The following is a 22,694-nucleotide window of genomic DNA, read 5'->3' as shown; positions in this document are numbered from 1 at the left end:
GCCGTCCGGGATGACGTCGATTGCTCATTCCCGAGTGTGTCGTTCGCCGGCTGAACCGTTCTTCGCAGCTCACGCCCCGACCAGGAACGACAGCTGGCGCTCGGCCTGTTCGTTGCGGCCCTCGGCGATCTCGCGGTCGAGCAGTCGGGTGGGGTAGTCGCCGGTGAAGTAGTGGTCGGTGAACTGCGGGTTCACCGGGTCGCGCGGGGCGCTGTTCATGGCCCAGTAGAGGCCCTCCACCGACAGGAAGCCCATGGTCTCCACGCCGATGAACTCGCGGATTTCTTCCAGGCTCTTGTTGGCCGCCAGCAGCTTGTCGCGGTCCGGCATGTCGATGCCGTAGAAGTCCGGGTACATCAGCGGCGGCGAGGCCGAACGCAGGTGCACCTCGGCGGCGCCCGCCTCGCGGACCATGCGGACCACCCGCACCGAGTTGGTGCCGCGGACGATGGAGTCGTCGATCAGCATCACCCGCTTGCCGGCCAGCACCGAGCGGTTGGGGGAGAGCTTCATGCGCACGCCGAGCTCGCGCAGCCCCTGCGTCGGCTCGATGAAGGTGCGGCCCACATAGTGGTTGCGGATGATGCCCAGCTCGTAGGGAAGGCCGGCCTCCTGGGCGAAGCCGAGCGCGGCGGGCACGCCGGAGTCCGGCACCGGCACCACGACGTCGACGTCGGCGGGCGTCTCCTGGGCCAGCCGGCGGCCCATGCGCTTGCGCACCTCGTAGACCGAGCGGCCGTTCACCACCGAGTCCGGGCGGGCGAAGTAGACGTACTCGAAGATGCAGGGGCGGGCGCGCTGGGCCGGGAAGGGGCGCAGGCTCTTCAGGCCGTCCTGGTCGATGACCACCATCTCGCCGTGCTCGACGTCGCGCACGAAGGTCGCGCCGATGATGTCCAGCGCGCAGGTCTCGGAGGCCAGCACGTAGCGGCCCTGGAACTCGCCCAGCACCAGCGGGCGGATGCCGAGCGGGTCGCGCACCCCGATCAGCTTCTTGTTGGTCAGCGCCACCAGCGCATAGCCGCCCTCGATCCGCGACAGGGCGTCGATGAAGCGGTCGATGATCTTGCCCTTACGGGAGCGGGCGATGAGGTGGAGGATGACCTCGGAGTCCGAGGTCGACTGGAAGATCGCGCCTTCCTCGACCAGCTGCTCGCGCAGGGTCAGCGCGTTGGTCAGGTTGCCGTTGTGGGCGATCGCCACGCCGCCGGCCGCCAGGTCGGCGAACATCGGCTGGACGTTGCGGATGAAGCTGCCGCCGGAGGTGGAGTAGCGGGTGTGGCCGATGGCGGCGGTGCCCGGCAGGCGCTGCACCAGGTCCGCCCCGGTGAAGGCGTCGCCCACATGGCCCATGTGCCGCTCGGTATGGAAGCGCTGCCCGTCGAAGGTGGCGATGCCGCAGGCCTCCTGCCCGCGGTGCTGCAGGGCATGGAGGCCCAGCGCGGTGATCGCCGCAGCTTCGGGGACGTCGAAGACGCCGTAGACGCCGCACTCCAGCCGGAGGGTGTCGTCCAGCGGGTCGCGCGGCGCCGGGGACCAGCGGTCGCTAACCGAGTTCATCGGGTCTTCTCCACCACATCGCCGCGCCCCTTGCGGGCCAGGGCGTCATCGCCGCCGTCGTCCGGGTCGCTCGCGCCGTCCCGGACGGCGTCCTCGATCGCCGGCTTCAGCTGGCCGGCCATGTCCAAACCCTTGGGCGCGAAGGCTTTCAGCACCTCTCCCGCCGCCGAGGTCAAGGGGTAAAGCGCCGCACCGCTGATCCACTGCGGCACTCTCTCCGGCGGTGTTGCCGCGTTGAACACGAGGGCGAAGGCTCCCAGGACGACCAGCGCGCGAAGCAGGCCAAAACCTGTGCCGACTGCGCGGTCCAGGGCCCCGAGCGCCTGGGTGGCGTGGAGTCTCCGGGCCAGGAAAGAGCCGCCGACACGCAGCGCGATATAGGTGACCACGAAGACGATCACCACGGCTGCGACATTTCCTGTCCAGTCCGGGGCCATCACCTCCCGCATGATCGGGCCGGAGACGCGCAGCCCGAACACGGCCACCATCGCCGCGGCGATGAGGGAGACGACGTTGATCATCTCGCGCACGCCGCCGCGCACGAAGCCGACGATGGCCGACACCGCCAGGACGGCCAGGGCGATGACGTCGAAGAGGGTCATGTACGCGTCCTAATCCCAGTCGCCGTCGCCGATCCGCTGGATGGCGTCGGCCAGCCGTGCGGCGCCCGTCACCGCCAGGCCGGCGCCGCCCTCGGCGTCCTTCGGCGCGAATGCGCGGCGAAAGCCAAGCTTGGCGGCTTCCTTCAGGCGGCTTTCCATCCGGCTGACCGGCCGCACGTCGCCCGACAGGCTGATCTCGCCGAACACCACGCAATCCTGCGGCAGCGCCCGGTCCAGGGCCGAGGAGGCCAGGGCCGCCGCCGCCGCCAGGTCCGCCGCCGGTTCGGATATCCTTAGGCCCCCGGCGACGTTCAGATAGACGTCCCGGTCGCCGAAACCAAGGCCGCAGCGCGCTTCCAGCACCGCAAGAACCATCGCCAAGCGCCCGGAATCCCAGCCGACCACGGCGCGCCGGGGTGTTCCGTAGGCGGACGGGGCGACCAGCGCCTGCACCTCCACCAGCACCGGCCGCGAGCCCTCGATGCCGGCGAACACCGCCGCTCCGGCCGCCCGCTCGCCGGCCGTGTTGAGGAACAGGGCCGAGGGGTTTCGCACCTCCGTCAGGCCCACGTCGCCCATCTCGAAGACGCCGATCTCGTCGGTGGCCCCGAACCGGTTCTTGGCCCCGCGCAGGATGCGGAATGGATAGCCCCGCTCGCCCTCGAAGGAGAGGACGGCGTCGACCATGTGCTCCACGACGCGCGGGCCGGCGATGGCGCCGTCCTTGGTGACGTGGCCGACCAGGATCACCGCCACGCCGCGCTTCTTGGCGAGCCGCACCAGCTCGCCGGCGGCGGCCCGGACCTGGGTGACCGAGCCGGGCCCGGCCTCGTGGGCGTCGCTCCACATGGTCTGGATGGAGTCGATGATGACGAGGTCGAAGCGCTCCTTCTTCAGCCCCTCGAGGATCTCGCGCAGCGCCGTCTCGGCGGCCAGCTTCACCGGCGCGGCGGCCAGGCCCATGCGATGGGCCCGCGAGCGCACCTGCTCGATCGCCTCCTCGCCGGAGATATAGGCGCAGGCCGCGCCCCGCATCGCCGCCGACGCGGCGACCTGCAGCAGCAGGGTGGACTTGCCGACGCCGGGATCGCCGCCCAGCAGGATGGCCGAGCCGGGCACGACGCCGCCGCCGCAGACCCGATCGAACTCCTCGACGCCCGTGGCGATGCGGGGCGGGGCGGGGGTGTGCTGCTCCAGACCCTCGAACGCCAGGCCCCGGCCGCGGGCCGACGACTTGGCCGGCGCCAGCGCGCCGGGCGGGCGGCTCTGGATCTCCTCGACCAGGCTGTTCCAGGCCCCGCAGCCCGCGCACTGGCCGGCCCACTTGGTCTGGACGGACCCGCAGGACTGGCAGGCATAGACGGCGCCGTCGCGGGCCATGAACGCTCCTGATTCGACTCCCGCCAAGTCTACCCGCCGGGGCAAGCCCCGTCTGTGCGGCGTAGTCCCGTTTGCTCGGCGGACGCCATGGGATACCCTTGGTCGCGACCCACTTGGGGGAGTCGGGAGGCGTCATGAGTGTAGTTGAGCCGGGTTCGTCCCAATCGAATCTGATCCAGCGGGTGAAGGACATCCTGCTGCGGCCGTCGCCGACCTGGGACGTCATCGAGACCGAGCCGGCGAGCGTCGGCTCGCTTTACAAGAGCTACATCCTGCCGCTGGCGGCGGTTCCGGTGGTCTGCGGGCTGATCGGGATGGTGGTCTTCGGCGTCGGCATTCCGGGGATCGCGGTCTTCAAGCCGTCGATCGGCTCGGCGCTGGCCTCCGCCGTCGTCCAGTACGTGCTGTCGCTGGTCTCGGTGTTCGTGCTGGCCCTGCTCATCGACGCCCTGGCGCCGACCTTCGGCGGCCAGAAGAACCAGATCCAGGCGCTGAAGGTCGCCGCCTATTCCAGCACCGCCGCCTGGCTGGCGGGCGTGTTCAGCATCTATCCGCCGCTGGCCATCCTCGGCCTGCTGGGGCTCTACAGCCTGTTCCTGCTCTACAAGGGCCTGCCCCGTCTGATGAAGTCGCCGGAGGACAAGTCGGTCCCCTACATCGCCGTGATCATCATCGCCGGCATCGTGCTGTCGATCATCGTGGCGGCGATCACCGGCCCGATCATGCGGCTCGGCGCGCCCGGCCCGTTCGCGGGCGGCGGCGCCGGCGGCGAGGTCCGCATCGGCGACACCACCGTCAACCTCGGCGAGCTAGAGTCGGCCGCCAAGAAGATGGAGCGGGCCGCGGCGCAGATGGAGGCGGCCGCCGAAGGCCGGGCGGAGGGCGGCGCGGCCGATCCGGCCGTCTTCAAGGCCTATCTGCCGGGGGTCGTGGCCGGCTTCACGCGGACCGAGCTGTCCACGGGCAGCGGCGGCGTCGGGGGCATCGAGGGCTCCTCGGCCACCGCGACCTACACCAAGGGCGAGTCCCGCATGACCGTCGCGGTCACCGACCTGGGCGCGATGGGCGCGCTGGCCGCGCTCGGCGGCGCCTTCAACGTGGAGTCCACCTCCGAGGAGAACGGCCGCTACGAGAAGGTCGGCAAGGTCGACGGCCGCATGACCATGGAGGAGTACGACAGCAACAGCCGCCACGGCTCCTACAGCGTCATGATCGGCGAGCGCTTCATGGTCCAGGCAGAGGGCGACGGCGTCACCATGGACGAGCTGAAGTCCGCCGTGGCCGCGATCGACGCGGGCCGTCTCGAGAAGCTCGCGAGCGCGGACTGACAGCGTCGCCGGTGACGGGTTGGCCGCGCAGCGGCCTACCCGTCACCACTCGCGGCGCGGGGTGACAGGTAGCGCCTGCCGGCGCAACCAGTCACCTCATTCTCCCAGATACGCCCGCTCGGCCCGCAGGCTGAGGCGCACGAGCACTTCGTGGGCCACGGTCCCTGCCGCCTGGGCGAGATCGTCCAGCAGGGCGTTGGGGCCGAGCAGCTCGGCCATCTCGCCGACCTGCACGGCCGCCTCGTCGAGCTCGACGATGGTCAGGTCCATGGTCACCGCCAGCAGCCTGCGGCGGGCGCCCGCCAGCCAGGCGTAGCCGCCGTGGCGCGCGGCGCGGATCACCCCGTCGCTGTAGCCGGCCCCGAGGATCGCCACCCGCGTCGGGCGCGGCATCACGAGGCCCGAGCCGTACCCCAGGTGCTCGCCCGCCGCGATCCGGCGCAGGTCGAGCACCGGCGCCTCGAGCCGGGCGACGGCCACGATGGCCGCATCCGGCCGCTCCTCCGGTCCGCCGCCGTAGAGGCTGATGCCGGGCCTGACCATGTCGAACCGGTAGTCCGGCCCCAGGAACGTCCCGCCGGAGTTGGCGAAGCTGGCCCGCGCCTCCGGGAACAGCGCCCGCACGTCCCGGAATCGCGCCAGCTGCTCACCGTTGCGCGGATCGGCGGCGTCGTGGGCGCTGCCGAGGTGGCTCATGACCAGGCCGACGTCGAGGCGGGCGAGGCGGCCGGGCGCGCCGGCGATCGCCCCGGCCTCGTCCACCGTCAGCCCCTGCCGGTTCATGCCGGTGTCCACGTGCAGCGCACAGGGCAGGGGACGTCCCGAGCCTGCCGCGAAGGCGACGGCCGCCTCCACCTGGGGAACGGTGTTCAGCACCGGCGTCAGGCGCGCGGCGGCGAGCCGCGGACCCGCGCCCGCGGTCAGGCCGTCGAGGACGTAGATGTCCGCCTCACGCCCGCCCACGGCCGCGCGCAGGGCCTCGCCCTCCTCGATCCGGGCGACGAAGAAGCTGCGCGCGCCTTCCCGCAGCAGCCGGCGCGCGACCGGCGCCGCGCCCAGGCCGTAGCCGTCGGACTTGACCACCGCGGCCACCTCGGCGCCTTCGGCGGTCCTGCACAGGGTCCGGTAGTTGGCCGCCAGCGCATCCAGGTCGATGGTCAGGCGCGCGCGAGTCGGGGCGGGCATGGCGCCCCCATAGACCGCCGCGCGCGGCGAGGCGACGGCGGTCACGATCTCAGTCGTCGTCGTGATAGCGGCCGTCCCGGGCGAGGTTGCCGAACTTGGTCAGGTCTTCGTTGAAGGCCAGCTTCACGGTGCCGATCGGACCGTGACGCTGCTTGCCGATGATGATCTCGGCGATGCCGCGGACCTGGTCCATCTGCTCCTGCCACTTGAAGTGCTCTTCGGTGTTCTCCCGCGGCTCGGCGCGGCCGAGGTAGTAGCTCTCCCGGTAGACGAACATCACGCAGTCGGCGTCCTGCTCGATCGAGCCGGATTCGCGCAGGTCGGACAGCTGGGGCTTCTTGTCCTCGCGGTTCTCCACCTGGCGGGAGAGCTGCGACAGCGCGATCACCGGCACATGCAGCTCCTTGGCCAGGGCCTTCAGGCTCATGGTGATGAAGCTGACTTCCTGCACGCGGTTGTCGCTCTTGGTCCCTTCGCCGGCGGTGACCAGCTGCAGGTAGTCGACGATGATCAGGTCCAGGCCCACCGAGCGCTTCAGGCGCCGCGCCCGGGCCGCCAGCTTGGCGATGGAGATGCCGCCGGTGGCGTCGATGTACAGCGGTGCGTCCTGGATCTCGAGGGCGGCGTCGCGGATCCGCCCGAATTCCACGGCGTCGATCTCGCCTTTGCGGAGCCGGTCGCCGGAGACGCCCGACTGTTCGGCCAGCATACGCATGGCCAGCTGCTCGGGGCTCATTTCCAGCTGGAAGAGGGCCACGACGCCGCCGGAGACGGTCTTGCGCGAGCCGTCGGGCTGCGGCTCCCAGGCGTAGTTCTTGGCCACGCTGAAGGCGATGTTGGTCGCCAGCGCCGTCTTACCCATCGACGGGCGGGCGGCGATGATCAGCAGGTCCGACGGGTGCAGGCCGCCCAGCTTCCGGTCGAGGTCGATGAGGCCGGTGGAGAGGCCCGCCAGCCCGCCGGCCCGGCCGTGCGCCTCGGCGGCCATGGCCACGGCCCCGCGCAGCGCGTCGGCGAAGGGCACGAAGCCCTGGCTCTGTCCGCCGCTTTCGGCCAGCGCGTACAGCGCCTGTTCGGCGTGCTCGATCTGGTCCTTGGCCGACAGGTCCGGGTCGGCCGTCTGGGCCGTCACCGCGATCTCGCCGCCGATGCGGATCAGGTCGCGGCGCAGCGCCGCGTCGTAGATCACCCGGGCGTAGTCGAACGCGTTGGCCGCCGCCGGGGCGCGATCGACCAGGTCCGCGAGGTAGCGCACCCCGCCCAGCTCCTCGAAGCTGGGGTCGCGGGCGAACTGCTCGGCCAGCAGGATCGGCTCGGCCAGCTGGCCCTTCCGGATATGGGTCTCGATGGAGGAGTAGAGCCGCGCGTGGAACGGCTCGAAGAAGTGGCGCGACTGCAGCTGGTCGCCGATCCGCTCGAAGGCGGCGTTGTCGTAGAGCAGGATCCCGAGCAGCGCCTGCTCGGCCTCGACGTTGGCCGGGGCGTGCAGGATCTGGGAGTCGTTGTGGGCGGTGCGAAGGTCGAGAGCCGGTACGATAGCCATGCGTTCACCGATAGCCGAAGCCTGCGGGAGACGCTCTGCGTCAGGGCGCCCTCATCCCCAGGTTTCCGAATCGTCTGTGGACGACATGCTCAAGCTAGCGGCGGCGCGCCTTCGATGTGAAGCCAGGCGAGCCGCTCCTCCGGGAACGCATGTCCTTGTGGCGGAAAGGATTCCGGCGCGTCGAAGGCCCCCACGTGGATGTGGATCTCGGTCGGCCAGCGATCTCCCTCATAGGTAAGCGTCGAGCCGCACTGCGCGCAAAAGCCGCGTAGCACGCCTGGGGAGGAATCGAAGCGGCTGGGACGACCGCGGGTGAAGCTCACCTGGTCCTTCTCGAACCCCGCGAAGGCCGCGACCGGCGCGCCCGTGTGCCTGCGGCAGCTCTCGCAGTGGCAGTAGCCCGTCCACTTGGCCGGCCCCTTCGCCTCGAAGCGGACGGCGCCGCACAGGCAGCGGCCGGTGTGGGTCTCGTTCATGCCCCACAGCCTAACTGCAATCGACCGAACGAAAAGTCGGAACCGGCCCGGCTCCACCCGCAGCCGGGCCGGTGCTACAGTCCGCAGGTCGGGGCGGGCGCCGCAAACTCTTCGGAGGGCGTCATGACTCTGCGCATCGGGGACACGGCCCCGGATTTCGAAGCCGAGACCACCCAGGGGCGGATCCGCTTCCACGACTGGCTCGGCTCGTCCTGGGGCGTGCTCTTCTCCCATCCCAAGGACTTCACCCCGGTCTGCACGACCGAGCTGGGCTACCTGGCCAAGCTGGAGCCCGAGTTCGCCCGGCGGAACGCCAATGTGATCGGCCTCTCGGTCGATCCGGTGGAGGACCACAGCCGCTGGCTGGCCGACATCGGCGAGTGCACCGGCCACACCCCCAACTATCCCCTGATCGGCGACCGCGACCTCAAGGTGGCCAAGCTCTACGACATGCTGCCCGCCGACGCGGGCGACACCGCCGCGGGCCGGACGGCCGCGACCAACGCCACGGTCCGGACCGTCTACGTCATCGGCCCGGACAAGCAGATCAAGGCGACGCTGTCCTACCCGATGAGCACCGGCCGCAACTTCGACGAGGTGCTCCGGCTGTTGGACTCCTGCCAGCTCACCGCCCAGCACAAGGTGGCGACGCCGGTGAACTGGAAGCAGGGCGAGGACTGCATCATCGTCCCCTCCGTTTCCGACGAGGAGGCCAAGGAGCGCTTCCCCGGCGGCTGGACGGCGCTGAAGCCCTACCTGCGCGTCGTGCCCCAGCCGGGCGCATAGGCGCGCCAAAGAAAACGGCGCGGGCCTTGCGACCCGCGCCGTCTGATCGTCGACAGCTCGGAGAGCCTTAGGCTTCCGCGCCGTACTCGGCCTGTTGCTGGCCCGCGCCGCCTTCGAGGAGTTCGGCGGCGGCCTGGTCGGCCGCCAGGCGCTCTTCCTCGAACTGGCTGGCGATGACGTTCTCGCCGCGCGCCTGGCGCTCGGCCTCGTCCTGACTGCGGGCGATGTTGAGCGTCACGGTGACGACCACCTCGGCGTGGAGGCGGATCTTCACCTCGTGCAGGCCCAGCGTCTTGATCGGCTTGTCGAGCACGACCATGGCGCGGTCGACCTTGCCGCCTTCGGCGTTGACCACGTCGGCCACGTCACGACCCGAGACCGAGCCGTAGAGCTGACCGCTCTCGCCCGCCTGACGGATCAGGATGTAGCTCGTGCCGTCGAGCTTCTCGCCGGCCTTGGCCGCGGTTTCCCGGGCCTTGGCGTTGCGGGCCTCGATCTCGGCGCGCTGGGCCTCGAAGACCTTCATGTTGGCTTCGTTGGCGCGCAGGGCCTTTTGGCGCGGCAGCAGGAAGTTGCGGGCGTAGCCGTCTTTCACGGTGACGATGTCGCCGAGGCCGCCCCAGCCTTCCACGCGCTCCAGGAGGATCACTTTCATCGGGTGGTCCTCCTTACTTCACGACGTAGGGGAGCAGGGCCAGGAAGCGGGCGCGCTTGATGGCCTTGGCCAGTTCGCGCTGCTTCTTGGCCGACACGGCGGTGATCCGCGAAGGCACGATCTTGCCGCGTTCGGAGACGTAGCGCTGCAGCAGCTTGACGTCCTTGTAGTCGATCTTCGGCGCGTTGGCGCCCGAGAAGGGGCAGACCTTCCGGCGGCGGAAGAACGGGCGGCGGGCGCCGGCGGCGGGCGCGCCGGGGGCCGGCGCAGCGGCGGTGGTTTCGTCGGTCATTGACGGCCTCCCTCGGGCGTGAACGGACGGTCCCCGCGGTCGGGGCGATCGCCGCCGCCGAAGTCCTCACGCGGACGTTCGCGATCGCGGTCGCGGCGCGCCAGGATGGGGGAGAGCTCCAGGTCGAGCTCGTCGACCCGCACGGTCAGGTAGCGCAGCACGTCCTCGTTGATGGACAGCTGGCGCTCCATCTCCTTCACCGCCGGCGCCGGAGCGTCGATGGCGAGCAGGGAGTAGTGGCCCTTGCGGTTCTTCTTGATGCGATAGGTGAGGTTGCGAAGGCCCCAGTACTCGATCTTGGCGACGGCGCCGCCTTGTTCTTCGATGAGCGACTTGAGGGTGTCGTTGAGGGCTTCGGCCTGTTGCGGCGAGATATCCTGCCGCGTGATGACGACGTGTTCGTATAGCGCCATGGCGTCCTTCTTCCGGTGGCGGAAGGCGGCGCGTCCGGCGGCGGAAGGTCCGCCGGAAACGATGGCTCTGGGCGCGGCGGTGCGGGATGAACTCCCGACCCTTTAAGGCTCCGCGTCAGACCGCCTTCCAGGAAAGCGCGGGCAAATAGGGGAAAACCGCCGCAAAGGCAAGGTCGGGCGGTAGGAGCTCAGCGCAGCTCCACCGTCTTGCCGTCGACGGTGATGCGCTCGATCCGCATCTCCGCGGCGCCGTCGGAGCGCGGATAGCCCTCGAGGGTCACGCGCTTGCCGGGGGCCAGCATCTCGCGGGTCAGGCCGCGGTTCTGCATCCGCAGGACGGGCGCGAGCACCACGTCCCAGGTCCTGCCCTGGTAGGACACCTTGGCGCTGCCGTGCGGGTTGCCCCAGACGACGTCGGTGAGCGGCGCGGTGTGCTTGATGACCTTGCTGGAGTCGTAGGAGCTCCAGCCGTGGTGGGCGAGGGCGGCGGCGGGCAGGACGAGGGCGGCGCAGGCGGCCGCGATGGAGAGGGTCCGGAACATGGCGAGCCTCCTTCTGAGGTCCGCCATCCTACCTCAGGCGCCGCGGACGATCACGCCCTCGGACGAGAGGCCCTGCGCGGCGCAGAGGCCGCGGTAGGCCGCCAGGATGGTGTGGGCGTCGGTGACGCTCAGCACCTGGCCGGCGGCGTCGACGTTCACGTTGGCGCCGTAGATGGCGAACCACACCTGGGTGACGCCCTGCTGGTCCTTGGGGATCGTCAGGGTGTGCAGCGACCCGGCCGGCTCGTAGAGGTAGGAGCCGGGGCTGTTCACGACGTCCGGGTATTCCGAATAGAACCAGCGGCCCTGCTCGGTGACCGCGAACACCGAGCCGGTGTGGTAGTGGGTCTGGATCTGGTGGCCGGGCTGGAAGCGGGTGCGCACGACCCAGAGGCCCTGGCCCAGGTCCACCTGCAGCAGCTGCAGCGAGTTGCCCTCGCCGACCTGCACGAAGGGGACCTCGTCGATCCCGCGGTGCAGCGCTTCGTGGCCGACGGGCGGCAGGGGCACGGCCCGGACCGTGCGGGGGGCGGCGTCGTCCATGGCGGCTCCGATCTTAAGCGAAGCGGACAGCGTAGATCGGCGGCAGGCGGGCGGGAAGGCCGCTCCAGGCCTCGCCGCCGTTCTCGGTGACCCACAGCCCGCCGGTCGTCGAGCCCATGGCCAGGCGCTCGCCGGTGGCGTCGATTTCCAGACCGTGGCGGTAGACGAGATCGTAGCTCGCGTCCTGCGGCAGGCCTTCGCTGAGAACCTCGAAGCTCTGGCCGCCGTCGCGCGTGCGGGTGACCACCAGCTTCTGGTCGACGGGATAGCGGAACTCGTCCTTCACCGCCGGCACGAACCAGGCGCAGTCCGGATCGTCCGGGTGCACGGCGACCGCGAAGCCGAAGCTGGAGGGCGGGACCTTCAGCTCCTCCCACCCGTCGATGCCCGACCGGGACCGGAAGACGCCGTTGTGGTGCTGCACCCAGTAGCTGTCCGGCGCGGCCTTGCAGCGGACCATCCGGTGCGGGTCCTGGGTGGTGGGATCGCCCGCCTGCTCGGGCGGCAGGTATTTGGCCCGCATGCCCTGGCCGCCGAGCGTCCAGGTCTGCCCGCCGTCGCGCGTCTCCCACACCCCGTCGCAGGAGACCGCCACCGAGACGGCGCTGGAGTTGCGCGGGTCGACGCTGATCGAGTGGATGCCCGGCTGATCGTAGCCGCCGCCGAACCACTGCTCCCGGCGCGGATCGTCCCAGAGGCTGCGGATCAGGGTCCAGCTCTCGCCGCGGTCCTCGCTGCGGAACAGGCCGCCGGGCAGGGTGCCGGCCCAGAGGACGCCGGGCTGGTCGGCCCCGCCGGGCTCCAGGCACCAGATCAGCTTCAGGCTGGGGGCGTCCTCACCCTCGCCGACGCCCTCGTAGGAGGGGACGGCGACCTCGGTCCAGCTCGCCCCGTCGTCGTCGGAGCGGTGCAGCTTGACCCCGAAGTGGCCGAGGTCGAGGGCGGCGTAGAGCGTCCCGTCGCGCGCATCCTTCAGCGCCGCGCTGACCGGAGAGCCCAGGAAGTGGGCCTTGGCGTGCCCCCAGCCGCCGCCGTTCCGCCGAACCTCGATCAGGCCCTTGCGCGTGGAAACCAGCAGCCGGTCCGACATCGCTTTCCCCCCTCAGCCGCCCGACAGGGCCTGGAAGACGTAGACCTCGCTGGTTTCGCCGACCGGCAGCGACAGCGCGCTCTGGCGCGGCCTCAAGGCCCCGTCGACGAAGATGGCGATGTGTTTGCGCACCCGGCCGTGCTCGTCGAGCACGTAGCCCTTCAGCCGCGGGTAGTCGGCGGCGACCGCCTGGATGAGCTCGCCGACCGTTGCGCCCGCGTACTCCACCGGGTCGCACGGGCCGACGGCCTCCAGGTGGCGGGTGAAGGCGATCCGAGCCATGCCGAGAGCGTGCCGAAAGATCGCCGTTCATTCAACCGGAAGGTTGATCAGCGGCGCCAAGATCCTCCCCCGCAGGGGGAGGGGGACCGCGAAGCGGTGGAGGGGGTTCGCACGCACCGAGTCAGCGGACTTGAACCCCCTCAGTCCCTTCGGGACAGCTCCCCCTGTGGGGGAGCATCTTCAAGCCGCCAGCTTCATCAGTTCCGGCGGGGCCTCGAACACGCGGACGATCTCCTCCTCGCGGTCGTCGTAGAGCACCGAGACCCCGGCGGCGCGGGCGGCCGCCTCGCCGAGCCAGCTGCGGACCTCCGGGTCGGCGAGGCGGTCGTCGGAGAGGCGCATCAGCGTGCGGCCGCCGCCCTGGTCCACGAGGATGTCCGAGAAGCGGAGCACGGCGGTGACCACGGCGCCGGGCAGGGGCGTGCGGAGCGGCGCGGAGACGGGGAGGGGGGACTTGCGGCGGCGGGGGCGGAAGCTGCGGTTCATCGTCTGACCTCGGGTTGCCGGAGCGGCTTTCCTGAGGTTTGATCCACCGAAACGACAGAATCGGACGCACGAGAACGAATGCGGCACGAAAAGGCCTCGCGCCTCCTGCAGATGGCCCGGCTGCTGGCCGGCACCGCCGAGGGGCTGACCCTCGACGAACTGGCCGAGCGGCTCGGCGTCGGCCGCCGCACCGTGGAGCGGATGCGCGACGCCGTGCGCGAGGTGTTCCCGCAGCTGGAGGAGGTGGAGGACCCGCCCACCAAGCGGTTCCGCATCCCCTCGGGGCTGGACGGGCTCTTCCAGGCCCCGACGGCCGATGAGCTGGTCGCCCTGCGCACCGCCGCCGACAACCTGGAGAGCTCGGGCGCCCACGCCCGCGCCGCGGCGCTCCAGTCCTTGGAGCAGAAGATCCTCTCGGCCACCCGCGCGCCCACGCGCCGGCGCCTGGCCCCTGACCTGGAGGCCCTGCTGCAGGCCGAGACCATCGCCGTCCAGGCCGGTCCGCGGCCGTTCGAGGACGGCGAGGTGCTGGGCGCCGTTCGCGAGGCGATCAAGTCGCTGAAGACCCTGCGCTTCCGCTACGAGGGCGGCAGCGCGCCGGGGCGGGTGCGCGAGGTGACGCCCTTCGGCCTGCTGTTCGGCCGCTCCAACTACCTGGTGGCGGCCGAAGGGGCGGGCGGGGCGCCGCGCACCTGGCGGCTCGATCGGGTGCACGACATCGAGGTCACGGACCGGCCCGGCTCCCGGCCCGAGAGCTTCTCGCTGCAGGACTTCGCCGACGAGAGCTTCGGCATCTACCACGACGCCGTCGAGGACGTGGTGCTGCGGGTGCGGCCGCACGGGGCCGAGGACGCGCTGGGCTGGCGCTTCCACGCCAACCAGTCGCTGGAGCCGCAGGCCGACGGCTCGGTCATCGTCCGCTTCCGGGCGAGCGGCATGCTGGAGCTCGCCTGGCACCTGTTCACCTGGGGCGACAAGGTCGAGATCCTCGGGCCCGCGCGGCTCCGGCAGATGATGGCCGAACAAGTCGCCCTGGCCGCCCGCGCCCACAAGGTGGAGCTTGCGACCGAAACTGTCGGAGCCGGCGCCTAGGACGAACTCCTCAGCTTTTCGAGGAGATCGCAATGCACGCCGCCGCCGCCGTCGCCGATGGGTTCGTCTGCTGGCCGAAGTCGCCGCTGGAGAAGGCGCAGGACGCCGCCCGCTATGCGGGCGTCCTCGCCGTCTGGCTGGCCCTGGCGCTGATCCGGCCGCGCCTGGCCCTCGACATCTTCGTCAACCGCCGCCCGGACTCGCCGATCCCGCGCCGGCGTCAGTCCACCACCGCCTTCCAGAGGTAGCGCCGGTGGCGAAGCTCCAGTCCCTCTGGACCGGCGAAGTCCCGGAACAGCCGCTCGAGATCGGCCCGGACGGTCTGGGCCGGCGGCGGATCGTCGGTCAGCCAGGTCAGGAAGGCGTAGAGGTCCTGCGGTGTGGCGATCACCTCGGGAACGTCGAAGGTCCAGGCGCTGTGGAGGGCGAGCCCGCCCTCGGCCAGCCGGTCGGCGATGCGCCCGGCGATCGTCTCGAACCCGCCGGCCTCGCGGAAGCGGCCGGGCAGGGGCAGGGCGGCGGGCAGGGCCGCAAACCAGGCCGCCTCCGGATCCACCGGGTTGACCTGGATGAGCGCGCCGCCCGGGCGCACGACCCGGCGGGCGTCCAGTATGAAGTTGGTCGGCCCGCGCCGCGAGACGATCAGGTCGACGGACGCGTCGGCGACCGGCAGCCGCGCCCGCCCTGCGTTGTGCCGCGGCGCCGAGTTGGCGACCACCAGCTCGACGTTCGACAGGCCCTGTTCGGCGCTGGCCCGCCGGGCGATCTCGACGAACTCGGCGGCGGCGTCGTAGGCGACGTACCGGGCGACCTTCGGCGCGAAGCGGCCGATGTCGGGCCCGTGGCCGCAGCCGGCCTCCAGCACCGTCGCATCGGGCTGGAGGCAGGCCTCTACGAGCGCTGCATAGGCGTCCTCGCCGTTCCCCGCCGCGATCCTCGACTTCCAGGGATAGAAATACCCGCCCTGTGAGGCCGCCAGGCCCCGCATGCGCTGCAGGATGTCCAGGGCCATCGCGATCCTCCCGCCTGCGCCGATGCTACGGCGGCCGGCTCCATCGACAAGTCCCGATCCGCCGTGAGAGGTTGGGGCCCTGGAGTCGGGGAGGGGCGGGCCAGCAGCGCCCGCCAGGGGGATCATGACGGCCCAACGGCGGCCCGGTCTGAGGGCCAGGCTCTATCGGCAGCTGGATCCGAAGGCGCGGCCGCGCCAGGGCCTGTCGCGCCTGAACATCGCCCTGGTCCTGCTGATCCTTCTGGCGGTCGCCCTCGCCATCCTGGAGACCGAGCCCACCCTCACGGACGACTACGGACGGCTGTTCGCGCAGCTGGAGCTGGCGCTCGGCGCGGTGTTCATCGCCGAGTACCTCGCGCGATTGTGGGTGTGCGTTGAGGATCCCGAGTTCGGACCCGGCTGGCGGGGACGTCTGAAGTTCGTCGTCTCGCCGACAGCGATCATCGACCTTCTCGCCGCGGTCTCCTCCTTCACCCCCACCGGCCAGGGGATGCTCCTGCTCAGGGCCTGGCGGCTGATGCGGATCCTGCGGCTGGCCAAGCTCGGGCGGATGAGCCGCGCCTGGGCCCACATCACCCAGGCCGTCCACTCCCGCCGGGCCGAACTGCTGCTCAGCCTCTATGCCGGGCTGGTGGTGATGGTGGTCTCCTCCACTCTGCTCTACTTCATCGAAGGCGCCATCCAGCCGGACAAGTTCGGCTCCATCCCCCGCGCGCTGTGGTGGTCGGTGGCGACCCTGACGACCATCGGCTACGGCGACGTCTTCCCGGTCACGCCGCTGGGGCGCATCCTGGCGGCGATCACCGCCCTCACCAGCATCGGGGTCATCGCCATGCCGACCGGGATCCTCGCGGCGGCGTTCAGCGACGCCATTCAGCGCCACCGCGAGGCCGAAGCCCAGGCGCTGGCCGCCGAGGACGGGATCGAAGAGCGAGCCTGACGCGTTCCTCCGCCGCAGCCCTGCGCCCGGATGTCGCAGAGGCCGCCCGGCGCTGCCCGGAACCAAACTCCACGACCGGCGTTCGCTCCTGACCAGACGTGACCGGGGGACGCCTCATGTATGCTTGGCCGGACGAGACGCTGCGCGAAGGCGACACCGTCACCTCTCCCGACGAGCCCGCCGCCCGCTTCATCGTCATCGCGGTCCATGAGGACCGCTGCTGGATCCGCGAAATCGCTACGGGCGAGGACCAGATCGTCTTCGTCTCCAGCTGCCGGCGCGAGTCCACCTACCACTAGGCTTTGGCGGCGCATAAGCTTCGCCGCATGATCGAGAGCCAGGTCGACATCCAAACGCCCGACGGCGCGACGAGCACCTTCATCTGCCATCCCGAACGGGGCGGGCCGTTCCCGGTGATCCTGTTCTTCATGGACGCCCCCGGCATCCGCGAGGAGCTGCGCGACATGGCCCGCAGGCTGGCCACGGTCGGCTACTATGTGATGCTGCCCAACCTCTACTACCGGGCCGGCGTCATGGAGCTGGGCCGCCTGCCGCCGGACCCGAACGCGCCCGAGCGGCGGCGGATGTTCGAGCTGATGGAGAGCCTCTCCATCGAGATGGTGATGCGCGACGCCGAGGCGCTGATCGCCCACGCCGCGACCCAGCCGGCGGCCAGCTCGGGAGCCATGGGCTGCGTCGGCTACTGCATGAGCGGCCAGTTCTCGATCAACGCCGCGGCCCGGTTCCCGAACCGCGTCGCCGCCGCGGCCTCCATCTACGGCACCTTCCTCGTCACGGACCGGCCAGACAGCCCGCACCGGATGGCGGGCAAGGCCAAGGCCGAGCTCTATTTCGCCTGCGCCGAGACCGACCGTTGGGCGCCCATGGAGACGGTGGAGGCGCTGAAGACCGCGCTCGCCGCCCTGCCGATCCACGCCGAGGTCGAGGTCTACCCGAAGACCGAACACGGCTTCGCCTTCCCCCAGCGTCCCGTCTACGAGAAGGCCTCGGCCGAACGGCACTGGGAGCGGCTGTTCGCGCTGTTCAGAAGGCGGCTGGGCTGAAGCCCCGAAGGGGCATTTTCAACACGAAGGGCACGAAGGGCACGAAGACCACAAGGGCGCCCAGGGAGTTCTGTCGTCTTGATCAAGATGGCGAACGTGGCCGGCTTGGTCACGGCTACGCCGTCTCTTCGCGCCCTTCGTGCCCTTCGTGGTCTTCGTGTGGAAAGCTCCCGTGCGGGAGCGTCTCGAAGCTCACTTCTTCGCCTTGTACGCCTTCACCGCCGACATCGTCTGGGTGACGTGGTCGTTGGGGGAGAGGTTGTCGTAGGCCAGTAGGACTTCGCCGGCGGGGGAGATCACGTAAGAGGTGCGGCTGGACCAACCCGGGCGCACGGCCAGGGTCGCGTCGTACTGCTTGGCGATCTTGGCCTCAGGGTCGGCGGCGACCGGGAACTTGCCCGAGCACTTCTCGGTGTCGGCGGAGAAGGCGGCCAGCTTGTCGATGTTGCCGGCGGTCACGCCGATGACGGTCGCGCCGTTGGCCTTGAACTCGTCCGTGGCCTCGGCGAACAGCCGGGCCTCCAGGTTGCAGCCGGCGGTCTCGGCGGCGGGGAAGAAGTAGACCACCACCGGGCCCTTCTTGCGCGCCTCGGCCAGCGAGAAGCTGACGGGCTTGCCGGCCTGATAGGCCTGGGCGGTGAAGTCGGGGGCCTTCTCGCCCGGCTTGAGGGCGGCGGCGGCGGGAAGCGCCAGGGCCGAGGCGACGAGGCCGGCGATCAGGGCGTTCTTCATGGTCGTTTCCTCAAGGTTCGGCCCAGTTTAGGCGCAGGCGGGTCGGGTGCGCCAGTCTCCCGTCGGCTTGCGGGGGGCGGCCATATCCCCTAACCCTCGCCGCCGCGGAATCACCGCCAGCGCTTGACGGAAAGGGCCCCCGCATGAGCCTCGCCTTCCTCTTCCCCGGCCAGGGCAGCCAGGCCGTCGGCATGGGCGCCGAGCTGGTCGAAGCCTTCGCGCCCGCCCGCGAGGTGTTCGAGGAAGTCGACGACGCGCTCGGCCAGAAGCTCTCCAAGCTGATGCGCGAGGGGCCCGAGGACCAGCTGACCCTGACCGAGAACGCCCAGCCGGCCCTGATGGCCGTCAGCCTGGCGGTCATGCGGACGCTGGAGCGGGAGTTCGGCATCGGGGTCGAGAAGGCCGCCTTCGTGGCCGGCCACAGCCTCGGCGAATACTCGGCGCTGGCCGCCGCCGGCGCGCTCAGCCTCTCCGACACCGCCCGGCTCCTGAAGCTGCGCGGCCAGGCGATGCAGCGGGCCGTGCCGGTCGGCGAGGGGGCCATGGCCTCGCTGATCGGGCCCAAGACCGACGTGGAGCTGGCCGAGAAGGCCGCCGCCGCCGGCTCTGCGCTGGGCGTCTGCGTCGTCGCCAACGACAACAACCAGGGCAACGTCGTCATCTCCGGCGCCAAGGCGGCCGTGGACAAGGCGATCGAGGAGGCCAAGGCGCTGGGCGCCCGGGCCATCCCGCTGAACGTCTCGGCGCCCTTCCACTGTCCGCTGATGCAGCCGGCCGCCGACGAGATGGCCGCCGCCCTGGCCGAGGCCCGCATCGTCCAGCCCAAGGCGCCGGTGGTGGCCAACGTCACCGCCCGCCCGACGCTGGATCCCGAAGAGATCCGCCGCCTGCTGGTCGAGCAGGTGACCGGCCGCGTCCGCTGGCGCGAGAGCGTCACCTGGCTTGCGACCGACGGCGGCGTCAGCCGTTTCGCCGAGGCGGGCGCCGGCAAGGTGCTCTCCGGCATGGCCAAGCGGATCGCCCCGGACGCCGAGGCGAGCCCGCTGAACACGCCCGCCGACCTCGAAGCCTTCGCCAAGAGCCTCTAGGAGGGCCCGGCATGTTCGACCTTTCCGGCAAGACCGCGCTGGTCACCGGCGCCACCGGCGGGATCGGCGGCGCGATCGCCGCCGGCCTGCACGCCCGGGGCGCCCACGTCGTCCTCTCCGGCACCCGCGAGGCGGTGCTGGCCGAGGTGGCCGGCAAGCTCGGGGAGCGGGTCTCCACCGTGACCGCGAACCTTTCGGACGCCGCGGCCGTCGACGGCCTGGTGGACGCCGCCGAGGCCGCCGCCGGCAATCCGCTGGACATCCTGGTGGCCAACGCCGGCATCACCCGCGACGGCCTGATCCTGCGGATGAAGGACGAGGACTGGGACGCCGTCATCCGGGTGAACCTGGAGAGCTACTTCCGCCTCGCCCGCGCGGCCGTGAAGGGGATGATGCGCCGCCGGAGCGGCCGGATCATCGGCATCACCTCGGTGGTGGGCGTGATGGGCAACCCCGGCCAGACCAATTACGCCGCCTCTAAGGCCGGCATGATCGGCTTCTCCAAGGCGCTCGCCCAGGAGGTCGCCAGCCGCAACATCACCGTCAACTGCGTCGCCCCAGGCTTCATCGAGAGCCCGATGACCGACGCGTTGAACGAACAGCAGAGGTCGACCGTGCTGGCCAAAGTGCCGGCCGGGCGGCTAGGAACCGGCGAGGAGATCGCCGCCGCCTGCGTCTATCTCGCCAGCGACCAGGCCGCCTACGTGACGGGCCAGACCCTGCACGTAAACGGCGGCATGGCGATGATCTGAGGAACGTGGTAGGGCCGCGCCCGACCATTTTTGGCTTTGTCCGCCGACAGTTGACTTTACGCTTCGGGTCGCGGATGCAAACGACTGAACCAAGAGGGACTGAACCTGATGTCCGACATCCTCGAGCGCGTTCGCAAGATCGTCATCGAACACCTTGACGCCGATCCTGAAAAGGTCACGGAGAAGGCTTCGTTCATCGACGACCTGGGCGCCGACTCCCTGGACAATGTGGAACTCGTGATGGCGTTCGAGGAAGAATTCGACATCGAGATTCCGGACGATGCGGCCGAGCACATCCAGACGGTTGGCGATGCCGTGAAGTTCATCCAGGAACGCCTGGGCGCCTGAGGCGAAACACCTTAGGCGATATGCCGATCTAAAGGGCCGCCGCGTCGCTCGAGCAACCTTGAGCCGCGGCGGTTCTCGTATGGAGGTAGGATGCGTCGCGTCGTCGTCACCGGGATCGGCCTGATCACGCCCCTGGGCCAGGGCCGCGAGCACGTCTGGAAAGAGCTCCTGGCCGGCAAGTCCGGCATCGGGAACATCACCACCTTCGATGCGACCGATTACGCCTGCCGCGTGGCCGGCGAGGTGCCCAGGGTGGACGGCCGGGGCGGCGGCGGGCCGGACGTGGCCGGCAGCTTCGATCCCGACCAGACCCTGTCGGCCAAGGACCGCCGGCGGGTCGACGATTTCATCCTCTACGCCATGGCCGCCGCCGACGAAGCCGTCCGCGACGCCGAGTGGACGCCCGAGGACGAGACCGAGCGCGAGCGCACCGGCGTCATGCTGGGCTCCGGCATCGGCGGGCTGGCCACCATCGAGGCGACCAGCGTCGAACTGCACGAGAAGGGCCCCCGCCGGGTGTCGCCCTTCTTCATCCCCTCGGCGCTGATCAACCTGGCCAGCGGCCAGGTCTCGATCCGCTACGGCTTCAAGGGGCCGAACCATTCCGTCGTCACCGCCTGCGCCACCGGCGCCCATGCGGTCGGCGACGCCGCCCGCCTGATCAAGTACGGCGACGCCGACGTGATGATCGCCGGCGGGGCCGAGGCGGCCATCTGCCCGGTCGGCATCGCCGGCTTCATCGCCTGCCGGGCGATGAGCACCAACTTCAACGACGACCCGACCAAGGCCTCGCGCCCCTACGACAAGGACCGCGACGGCTTCGTGATGGGCGAGGGCGCCGGCGTTCTGGTGCTCGAGGAGCTGGAGCACGCCAAGGCGCGCGGGGCCAAGATCTACTGCGAAGTGGTCGGCTACGGCCTGGCCGGCGACGCCTACCACATCACCGCGCCGGCCGAGAACGGCGACGGCGGCTTCCGGGCCATGAAGGCGGCGATCGCCGACGCCAAGATCGATCCGGCCGACATCGACTACATCAACGCCCACGGCACCTCGACGCCGCTCGGCGACGAGATCGAGCTGGGCGCCGTCGAGCGGCTGCTCGGCCAGGCGGCCGGCAAGGCCTCGATGAGCTCCACCAAGTCGGCCACCGGCCACCTGCTGGGCGCCGCCGGGGCCATCGAGGCGGCCTTCACGGCGCTGGCCATCCGCGACCAGATCGCCCCGCCGACCATCAACCTCGACAATCCGTCCGTCGAGACGCCGCTGGACCTGGTTCCGCACAAGGCCAAGCCGATGGCGATCGAGGTGGCCCTCTCCAACAGCTTCGGCTTCGGGGGGACCAACGCCTCGGTGGTCTTCCGACGCGTATCGTGAGCCGCCGCCGGTTCTACAAGCGAAAGGCGGGGCTGACCCCCTTCCGGCGACTGGCGATCGTGGGGACGAGCGCCGCGGTGACCGCCGCGGCGGTGCTCGGGCTGGTGCTCGCCTGGGGGCTCTGGACCTACTATGGCCCCGGCCCCGGGGCGCGGCAGGGGGACGAGACCATCGTCATCCTGCGCCGCGGGGCGGGCGTGCGCGAGATCGCCAACACCCTCGAGACCTCCGGCGTGATCGGCTCCTCGGCCATCTTCACCGCCGCCGCCCAGGTGACCGGCGCGGCCGGCGAGCTGAAGGCCGGCGAATACCGCGTGGCCTCCAGAGCCTCGCTGCGCCGGGTGCTGGACGACATCCGCAACGGCCGTGTCGTCCGCCGCTTCGTCACCATCCCGGAAGGCGTGACCAGCGAGACCGTGGTCGCCATCCTCAACGCCAACCCGGTGCTGGAGGGCGTCGTCTCCGCCCCGCCGGAAGGCTCGGTGCTGCCCGAGACCTACCAGATCGAGCGGGGCGACGACCGGGCGGTGGTCCTCAAACGGATGATGGACGCCCAGGAGGCGCTGCTCGCCCAACTGTGGGCCAAGCGTCAGCCGGGCCTGCCGTTCGACACGCCGGAGGAGGCTGTGACCCTGGCCTCCGTCGTCGAGAAGGAGACCGGCGTCGCCAGCGAGCGGCCGCGCGTCGCCGCCGTCTTCGTCAACCGCCTGCGCCGCGGCATGCGGCTGGAGAGCGATCCGACCATCATCTACGGCCTCACCCGGGGTCGGCCGCTGGGCCGCGGCATCCGCGCCTCGGAGCTGGCCACGGCGACGCCGTACAACACCTACCTCGTCGACGGCCTGCCGCCGACGCCGATCGCCAACCCGGGCCGCGCGTCCCTGGCCGCGGTGCTGGATCCGCCCAAGACCGACGAGCTGTTCTTCGTCGCCGACGGCACCGGCGGCCACGTGTTCGCCAAGACCTACGAGGAGCATACCCGCAACGTCGCCAAGTGGCGCGCGCTGGAGAAGGCCCGCGCGGCTCAGGCGACGACGACCGTCGCTCCGGCGGTGGCGCCATGACGTCTGGAGTCAGATCCTCACCCGGCCCGCAGAGGACGGGGGAGGGGGACCGCAAAGCGGTGGAG

28 protein-coding genes are annotated in these 22,694 nt (G+C 70.7%); 12 read left to right on the top strand and 16 right to left on the bottom strand.

Annotated elements, in window-relative coordinates; translation table 11 throughout:
• Positions 1-69: 69 nt before the first annotated feature.
• From purF to radA, 3 genes are read right to left on the bottom strand one after another with little or no spacing between them, the layout of a single operon-like run.
• The gene (gene purF, locus ACFSC0_RS17680) at positions 70-1,560 is read right to left on the bottom strand and encodes an amidophosphoribosyltransferase (RefSeq protein ID WP_377282187.1); all 1,491 of its coding nucleotides are present in this window, start codon (positions 1,558-1,560) and stop codon (positions 70-72) included.
• A complete protein-coding gene (locus ACFSC0_RS17675) occupies positions 1,557-2,162 on the bottom strand; it encodes a CvpA family protein (protein WP_377282186.1) in 606 nt (201 codons plus the stop codon). Before ACFSC0_RS17675 ends, purF begins: the two co-directional genes overlap by 4 nt.
• Before the next feature lie 9 nt (positions 2,163-2,171).
• Entirely contained in the window at positions 2,172-3,542 is a 1,371-nt protein-coding gene (gene radA, locus ACFSC0_RS17670) for a DNA repair protein RadA (RefSeq protein WP_377282185.1), read from the bottom strand.
• 134 nt (positions 3,543-3,676) lie between these two features.
• Between radA and ACFSC0_RS17665 the strand changes: the two genes are divergently transcribed.
• A complete protein-coding gene (locus ACFSC0_RS17665) occupies positions 3,677-4,870 on the top strand; it encodes a Yip1 family protein (RefSeq protein ID WP_377282184.1) in 1,194 nt (397 codons plus the stop codon).
• A 96-nt stretch (positions 4,871-4,966) separates the two neighbouring features.
• Here ACFSC0_RS17665 and alr read toward each other — a convergent pair whose 3' ends face one another.
• The 3 genes from alr to ACFSC0_RS17650 all read right to left on the bottom strand — a co-directional run bounded on the left by alr (position 4,967) and on the right by ACFSC0_RS17650 (position 8,074).
• Positions 4,967-6,055 (bottom strand): alanine racemase, encoded by a 1,089-nt coding sequence (alr, locus tag ACFSC0_RS17660; RefSeq protein WP_377282183.1) that lies wholly within the window; start codon positions 6,053-6,055, stop codon positions 4,967-4,969.
• Positions 6,056-6,104: 49 nt separating this feature from the next.
• Positions 6,105-7,598 carry a replicative DNA helicase gene (locus ACFSC0_RS17655; RefSeq protein WP_377282182.1) on the bottom strand — a complete coding sequence of 498 codons (1,494 nt, stop codon included), beginning with the start codon at positions 7,596-7,598 and terminating at the stop codon, positions 6,105-6,107.
• Positions 7,599-7,687: 89 nt separating this feature from the next.
• Positions 7,688-8,074 carry a GFA family protein gene (locus ACFSC0_RS17650; protein ID WP_377282181.1) on the bottom strand — a complete coding sequence of 129 codons (387 nt, stop codon included), beginning with the start codon at positions 8,072-8,074 and terminating at the stop codon, positions 7,688-7,690.
• 123 nt (positions 8,075-8,197) lie between these two features.
• Between ACFSC0_RS17650 and ACFSC0_RS17645 the strand changes: the two genes are divergently transcribed.
• Positions 8,198-8,860 (top strand): peroxiredoxin, encoded by a 663-nt coding sequence (locus tag ACFSC0_RS17645; protein WP_377282180.1) that lies wholly within the window; start codon positions 8,198-8,200, stop codon positions 8,858-8,860.
• A 67-nt stretch (positions 8,861-8,927) separates the two neighbouring features.
• On the opposite strand, the gene rplI is transcribed toward ACFSC0_RS17645, so the two are convergent.
• The 8 genes from rplI to ACFSC0_RS17605 form a co-directional block, all read right to left on the bottom strand.
• On the bottom strand, positions 8,928-9,515 hold the full coding sequence (gene rplI / locus ACFSC0_RS17640) for a 50S ribosomal protein L9 (RefSeq protein ID WP_377282179.1): 588 nt from the start codon (positions 9,513-9,515) through the stop codon (positions 8,928-8,930).
• Between the two features lie 13 nt (positions 9,516-9,528).
• Entirely contained in the window at positions 9,529-9,807 is a 279-nt protein-coding gene (gene rpsR / locus ACFSC0_RS17635; protein WP_377282178.1) for a 30S ribosomal protein S18, read from the bottom strand.
• Positions 9,804-10,220, bottom strand: a complete 417-nt coding sequence (gene rpsF / locus ACFSC0_RS17630) for a 30S ribosomal protein S6 (protein ID WP_377282177.1) — start codon at positions 10,218-10,220, stop codon at positions 9,804-9,806. Before rpsF ends, rpsR begins: the two co-directional genes overlap by 4 nt.
• Before the next feature lie 188 nt (positions 10,221-10,408).
• Positions 10,409-10,762, bottom strand: coding sequence for a DUF6152 family protein (locus ACFSC0_RS17625; protein ID WP_377282176.1), 354 nt, complete (start codon positions 10,760-10,762; stop codon positions 10,409-10,411).
• A 33-nt stretch (positions 10,763-10,795) separates the two neighbouring features.
• Positions 10,796-11,305 carry a 2,4'-dihydroxyacetophenone dioxygenase family protein gene (locus tag ACFSC0_RS17620; RefSeq protein ID WP_377282175.1) on the bottom strand — a complete coding sequence of 170 codons (510 nt, stop codon included), beginning with the start codon at positions 11,303-11,305 and terminating at the stop codon, positions 10,796-10,798.
• A gap of 13 nt (positions 11,306-11,318) precedes the next feature.
• Positions 11,319-12,395 carry a WD40/YVTN/BNR-like repeat-containing protein gene (locus tag ACFSC0_RS17615; protein ID WP_377282174.1) on the bottom strand — a complete coding sequence of 359 codons (1,077 nt, stop codon included), beginning with the start codon at positions 12,393-12,395 and terminating at the stop codon, positions 11,319-11,321.
• A gap of 12 nt (positions 12,396-12,407) precedes the next feature.
• On the bottom strand, positions 12,408-12,677 hold the full coding sequence (locus ACFSC0_RS17610; protein ID WP_377282173.1) for a MoaD/ThiS family protein: 270 nt from the start codon (positions 12,675-12,677) through the stop codon (positions 12,408-12,410).
• Between the two features lie 180 nt (positions 12,678-12,857).
• On the bottom strand, positions 12,858-13,163 hold the full coding sequence (locus ACFSC0_RS17605; protein ID WP_377282172.1) for a hypothetical protein: 306 nt from the start codon (positions 13,161-13,163) through the stop codon (positions 12,858-12,860).
• A gap of 78 nt (positions 13,164-13,241) precedes the next feature.
• Between ACFSC0_RS17605 and ACFSC0_RS17600 the strand changes: the two genes are divergently transcribed.
• A complete protein-coding gene (locus ACFSC0_RS17600) occupies positions 13,242-14,255 on the top strand; it encodes a helix-turn-helix transcriptional regulator (protein WP_377282171.1) in 1,014 nt (337 codons plus the stop codon).
• Between the two features lie 32 nt (positions 14,256-14,287).
• A complete protein-coding gene (locus tag ACFSC0_RS17595) occupies positions 14,288-14,503 on the top strand; it encodes a hypothetical protein (protein ID WP_377282170.1) in 216 nt (71 codons plus the stop codon).
• Here the strand turns inward: ACFSC0_RS17595 and ACFSC0_RS17590 are convergent.
• Entirely contained in the window at positions 14,476-15,267 is a 792-nt protein-coding gene (locus tag ACFSC0_RS17590; protein WP_377282169.1) for a class I SAM-dependent methyltransferase, read from the bottom strand. The two genes, ACFSC0_RS17595 and ACFSC0_RS17590, sit on opposite strands and share 28 nt — an antisense overlap.
• Positions 15,268-15,391: 124 nt before the next feature.
• On the opposite strand from ACFSC0_RS17590, the gene ACFSC0_RS17585 reads away from it, so the two are divergent.
• The 3 genes from ACFSC0_RS17585 to ACFSC0_RS17575 all read left to right on the top strand — a co-directional run bounded on the left by ACFSC0_RS17585 (position 15,392) and on the right by ACFSC0_RS17575 (position 17,271).
• On the top strand, positions 15,392-16,207 hold the full coding sequence (locus tag ACFSC0_RS17585; protein WP_377282168.1) for an ion transporter: 816 nt from the start codon (positions 15,392-15,394) through the stop codon (positions 16,205-16,207).
• A 116-nt stretch (positions 16,208-16,323) separates the two neighbouring features.
• A complete protein-coding gene (locus tag ACFSC0_RS17580; RefSeq protein ID WP_377282167.1) occupies positions 16,324-16,506 on the top strand; it encodes a hypothetical protein in 183 nt (60 codons plus the stop codon).
• 27 nt (positions 16,507-16,533) lie between these two features.
• Positions 16,534-17,271 (top strand): dienelactone hydrolase family protein, encoded by a 738-nt coding sequence (locus tag ACFSC0_RS17575; protein WP_377282166.1) that lies wholly within the window; start codon positions 16,534-16,536, stop codon positions 17,269-17,271.
• 192 nt (positions 17,272-17,463) lie between these two features.
• Here ACFSC0_RS17575 and ACFSC0_RS17570 read toward each other — a convergent pair whose 3' ends face one another.
• Positions 17,464-18,003: a peroxiredoxin gene (locus tag ACFSC0_RS17570; RefSeq protein ID WP_377282165.1), complete on the bottom strand. Its 540-nt coding sequence runs from the start codon at positions 18,001-18,003 to the stop codon at positions 17,464-17,466.
• A gap of 143 nt (positions 18,004-18,146) precedes the next feature.
• Between ACFSC0_RS17570 and fabD the strand changes: the two genes are divergently transcribed.
• The 5 genes from fabD to mltG all read left to right on the top strand — a co-directional run bounded on the left by fabD (position 18,147) and on the right by mltG (position 22,629).
• A complete protein-coding gene (fabD, locus tag ACFSC0_RS17565; protein WP_377282164.1) occupies positions 18,147-19,091 on the top strand; it encodes an ACP S-malonyltransferase in 945 nt (314 codons plus the stop codon).
• Between the two features lie 11 nt (positions 19,092-19,102).
• On the top strand, positions 19,103-19,843 hold the full coding sequence (gene fabG, locus ACFSC0_RS17560) for a 3-oxoacyl-[acyl-carrier-protein] reductase (protein WP_377282163.1): 741 nt from the start codon (positions 19,103-19,105) through the stop codon (positions 19,841-19,843).
• A gap of 108 nt (positions 19,844-19,951) precedes the next feature.
• Positions 19,952-20,191 carry an acyl carrier protein gene (locus ACFSC0_RS17555; RefSeq protein WP_293318447.1) on the top strand — a complete coding sequence of 80 codons (240 nt, stop codon included), beginning with the start codon at positions 19,952-19,954 and terminating at the stop codon, positions 20,189-20,191.
• Positions 20,192-20,281: 90 nt separating this feature from the next.
• Positions 20,282-21,565, top strand: a complete 1,284-nt coding sequence (gene fabF, locus ACFSC0_RS17550; RefSeq protein ID WP_377282162.1) for a beta-ketoacyl-ACP synthase II — start codon at positions 20,282-20,284, stop codon at positions 21,563-21,565.
• Positions 21,562-22,629, top strand: coding sequence for an endolytic transglycosylase MltG (mltG, locus tag ACFSC0_RS17545; protein ID WP_377282161.1), 1,068 nt, complete (start codon positions 21,562-21,564; stop codon positions 22,627-22,629). The genes fabF and mltG overlap by 4 nt, the downstream gene beginning before the upstream one ends.
• Positions 22,630-22,694: the final 65 nt, after the last annotated feature.

It is taken from the genome of Phenylobacterium terrae, from assembly GCF_042681205.1.
Classification (GTDB): Bacteria; Pseudomonadota; Alphaproteobacteria; order Caulobacterales; family Caulobacteraceae; genus Phenylobacterium; species Phenylobacterium terrae.
Note: the sequence above shows the minus strand (reverse complement) of the source record. Positions and strands in the feature narration are given on the sequence as shown.

Coding starts and splice junctions, on each gene's coding strand:
- ACFSC0_RS17665 (WP_377282184.1), top strand. CDS start 3,677: ATGAGTGTAGTTGAGCCGGGTTCGTCCCAATCGAATCTGATCCAGCGG.
- purF (WP_377282187.1), bottom strand. CDS start 1,560: ATGAACTCGGTTAGCGACCGCTGGTCCCCGGCGCCGCGCGACCCGCTG.
- alr (WP_377282183.1), bottom strand. CDS start 6,055: ATGCCCGCCCCGACTCGCGCGCGCCTGACCATCGACCTGGATGCGCTG.
- ACFSC0_RS17555 (WP_293318447.1), top strand. CDS start 19,952: ATGTCCGACATCCTCGAGCGCGTTCGCAAGATCGTCATCGAACACCTT.
- rpsF (WP_377282177.1), bottom strand. CDS start 10,220: ATGGCGCTATACGAACACGTCGTCATCACGCGGCAGGATATCTCGCCG.
- ACFSC0_RS17605 (WP_377282172.1), bottom strand. CDS start 13,163: ATGAACCGCAGCTTCCGCCCCCGCCGCCGCAAGTCCCCCCTCCCCGTC.
- fabF (WP_377282162.1), top strand. CDS start 20,282: ATGCGTCGCGTCGTCGTCACCGGGATCGGCCTGATCACGCCCCTGGGC.
- ACFSC0_RS17585 (WP_377282168.1), top strand. CDS start 15,392: ATGACGGCCCAACGGCGGCCCGGTCTGAGGGCCAGGCTCTATCGGCAG.
- radA (WP_377282185.1), bottom strand. CDS start 3,542: ATGGCCCGCGACGGCGCCGTCTATGCCTGCCAGTCCTGCGGGTCCGTC.
- ACFSC0_RS17620 (WP_377282175.1), bottom strand. CDS start 11,305: ATGGACGACGCCGCCCCCCGCACGGTCCGGGCCGTGCCCCTGCCGCCC.
- fabD (WP_377282164.1), top strand. CDS start 18,147: ATGAGCCTCGCCTTCCTCTTCCCCGGCCAGGGCAGCCAGGCCGTCGGC.
- ACFSC0_RS17595 (WP_377282170.1), top strand. CDS start 14,288: ATGCACGCCGCCGCCGCCGTCGCCGATGGGTTCGTCTGCTGGCCGAAG.
- ACFSC0_RS17655 (WP_377282182.1), bottom strand. CDS start 7,598: ATGGCTATCGTACCGGCTCTCGACCTTCGCACCGCCCACAACGACTCC.
- ACFSC0_RS17580 (WP_377282167.1), top strand. CDS start 16,324: ATGTATGCTTGGCCGGACGAGACGCTGCGCGAAGGCGACACCGTCACC.
- ACFSC0_RS17570 (WP_377282165.1), bottom strand. CDS start 18,003: ATGAAGAACGCCCTGATCGCCGGCCTCGTCGCCTCGGCCCTGGCGCTT.
- fabG (WP_377282163.1), top strand. CDS start 19,103: ATGTTCGACCTTTCCGGCAAGACCGCGCTGGTCACCGGCGCCACCGGC.
- ACFSC0_RS17610 (WP_377282173.1), bottom strand. CDS start 12,677: ATGGCTCGGATCGCCTTCACCCGCCACCTGGAGGCCGTCGGCCCGTGC.
- ACFSC0_RS17590 (WP_377282169.1), bottom strand. CDS start 15,267: ATGGCCCTGGACATCCTGCAGCGCATGCGGGGCCTGGCGGCCTCACAG.
- ACFSC0_RS17650 (WP_377282181.1), bottom strand. CDS start 8,074: ATGAACGAGACCCACACCGGCCGCTGCCTGTGCGGCGCCGTCCGCTTC.
- ACFSC0_RS17615 (WP_377282174.1), bottom strand. CDS start 12,395: ATGTCGGACCGGCTGCTGGTTTCCACGCGCAAGGGCCTGATCGAGGTT.
- ACFSC0_RS17675 (WP_377282186.1), bottom strand. CDS start 2,162: ATGACCCTCTTCGACGTCATCGCCCTGGCCGTCCTGGCGGTGTCGGCC.
- ACFSC0_RS17575 (WP_377282166.1), top strand. CDS start 16,534: ATGATCGAGAGCCAGGTCGACATCCAAACGCCCGACGGCGCGACGAGC.
- ACFSC0_RS17625 (WP_377282176.1), bottom strand. CDS start 10,762: ATGTTCCGGACCCTCTCCATCGCGGCCGCCTGCGCCGCCCTCGTCCTG.
- rplI (WP_377282179.1), bottom strand. CDS start 9,515: ATGAAAGTGATCCTCCTGGAGCGCGTGGAAGGCTGGGGCGGCCTCGGC.
- ACFSC0_RS17600 (WP_377282171.1), top strand. CDS start 13,242: ATGCGGCACGAAAAGGCCTCGCGCCTCCTGCAGATGGCCCGGCTGCTG.
- ACFSC0_RS17645 (WP_377282180.1), top strand. CDS start 8,198: ATGACTCTGCGCATCGGGGACACGGCCCCGGATTTCGAAGCCGAGACC.
- rpsR (WP_377282178.1), bottom strand. CDS start 9,807: ATGACCGACGAAACCACCGCCGCTGCGCCGGCCCCCGGCGCGCCCGCC.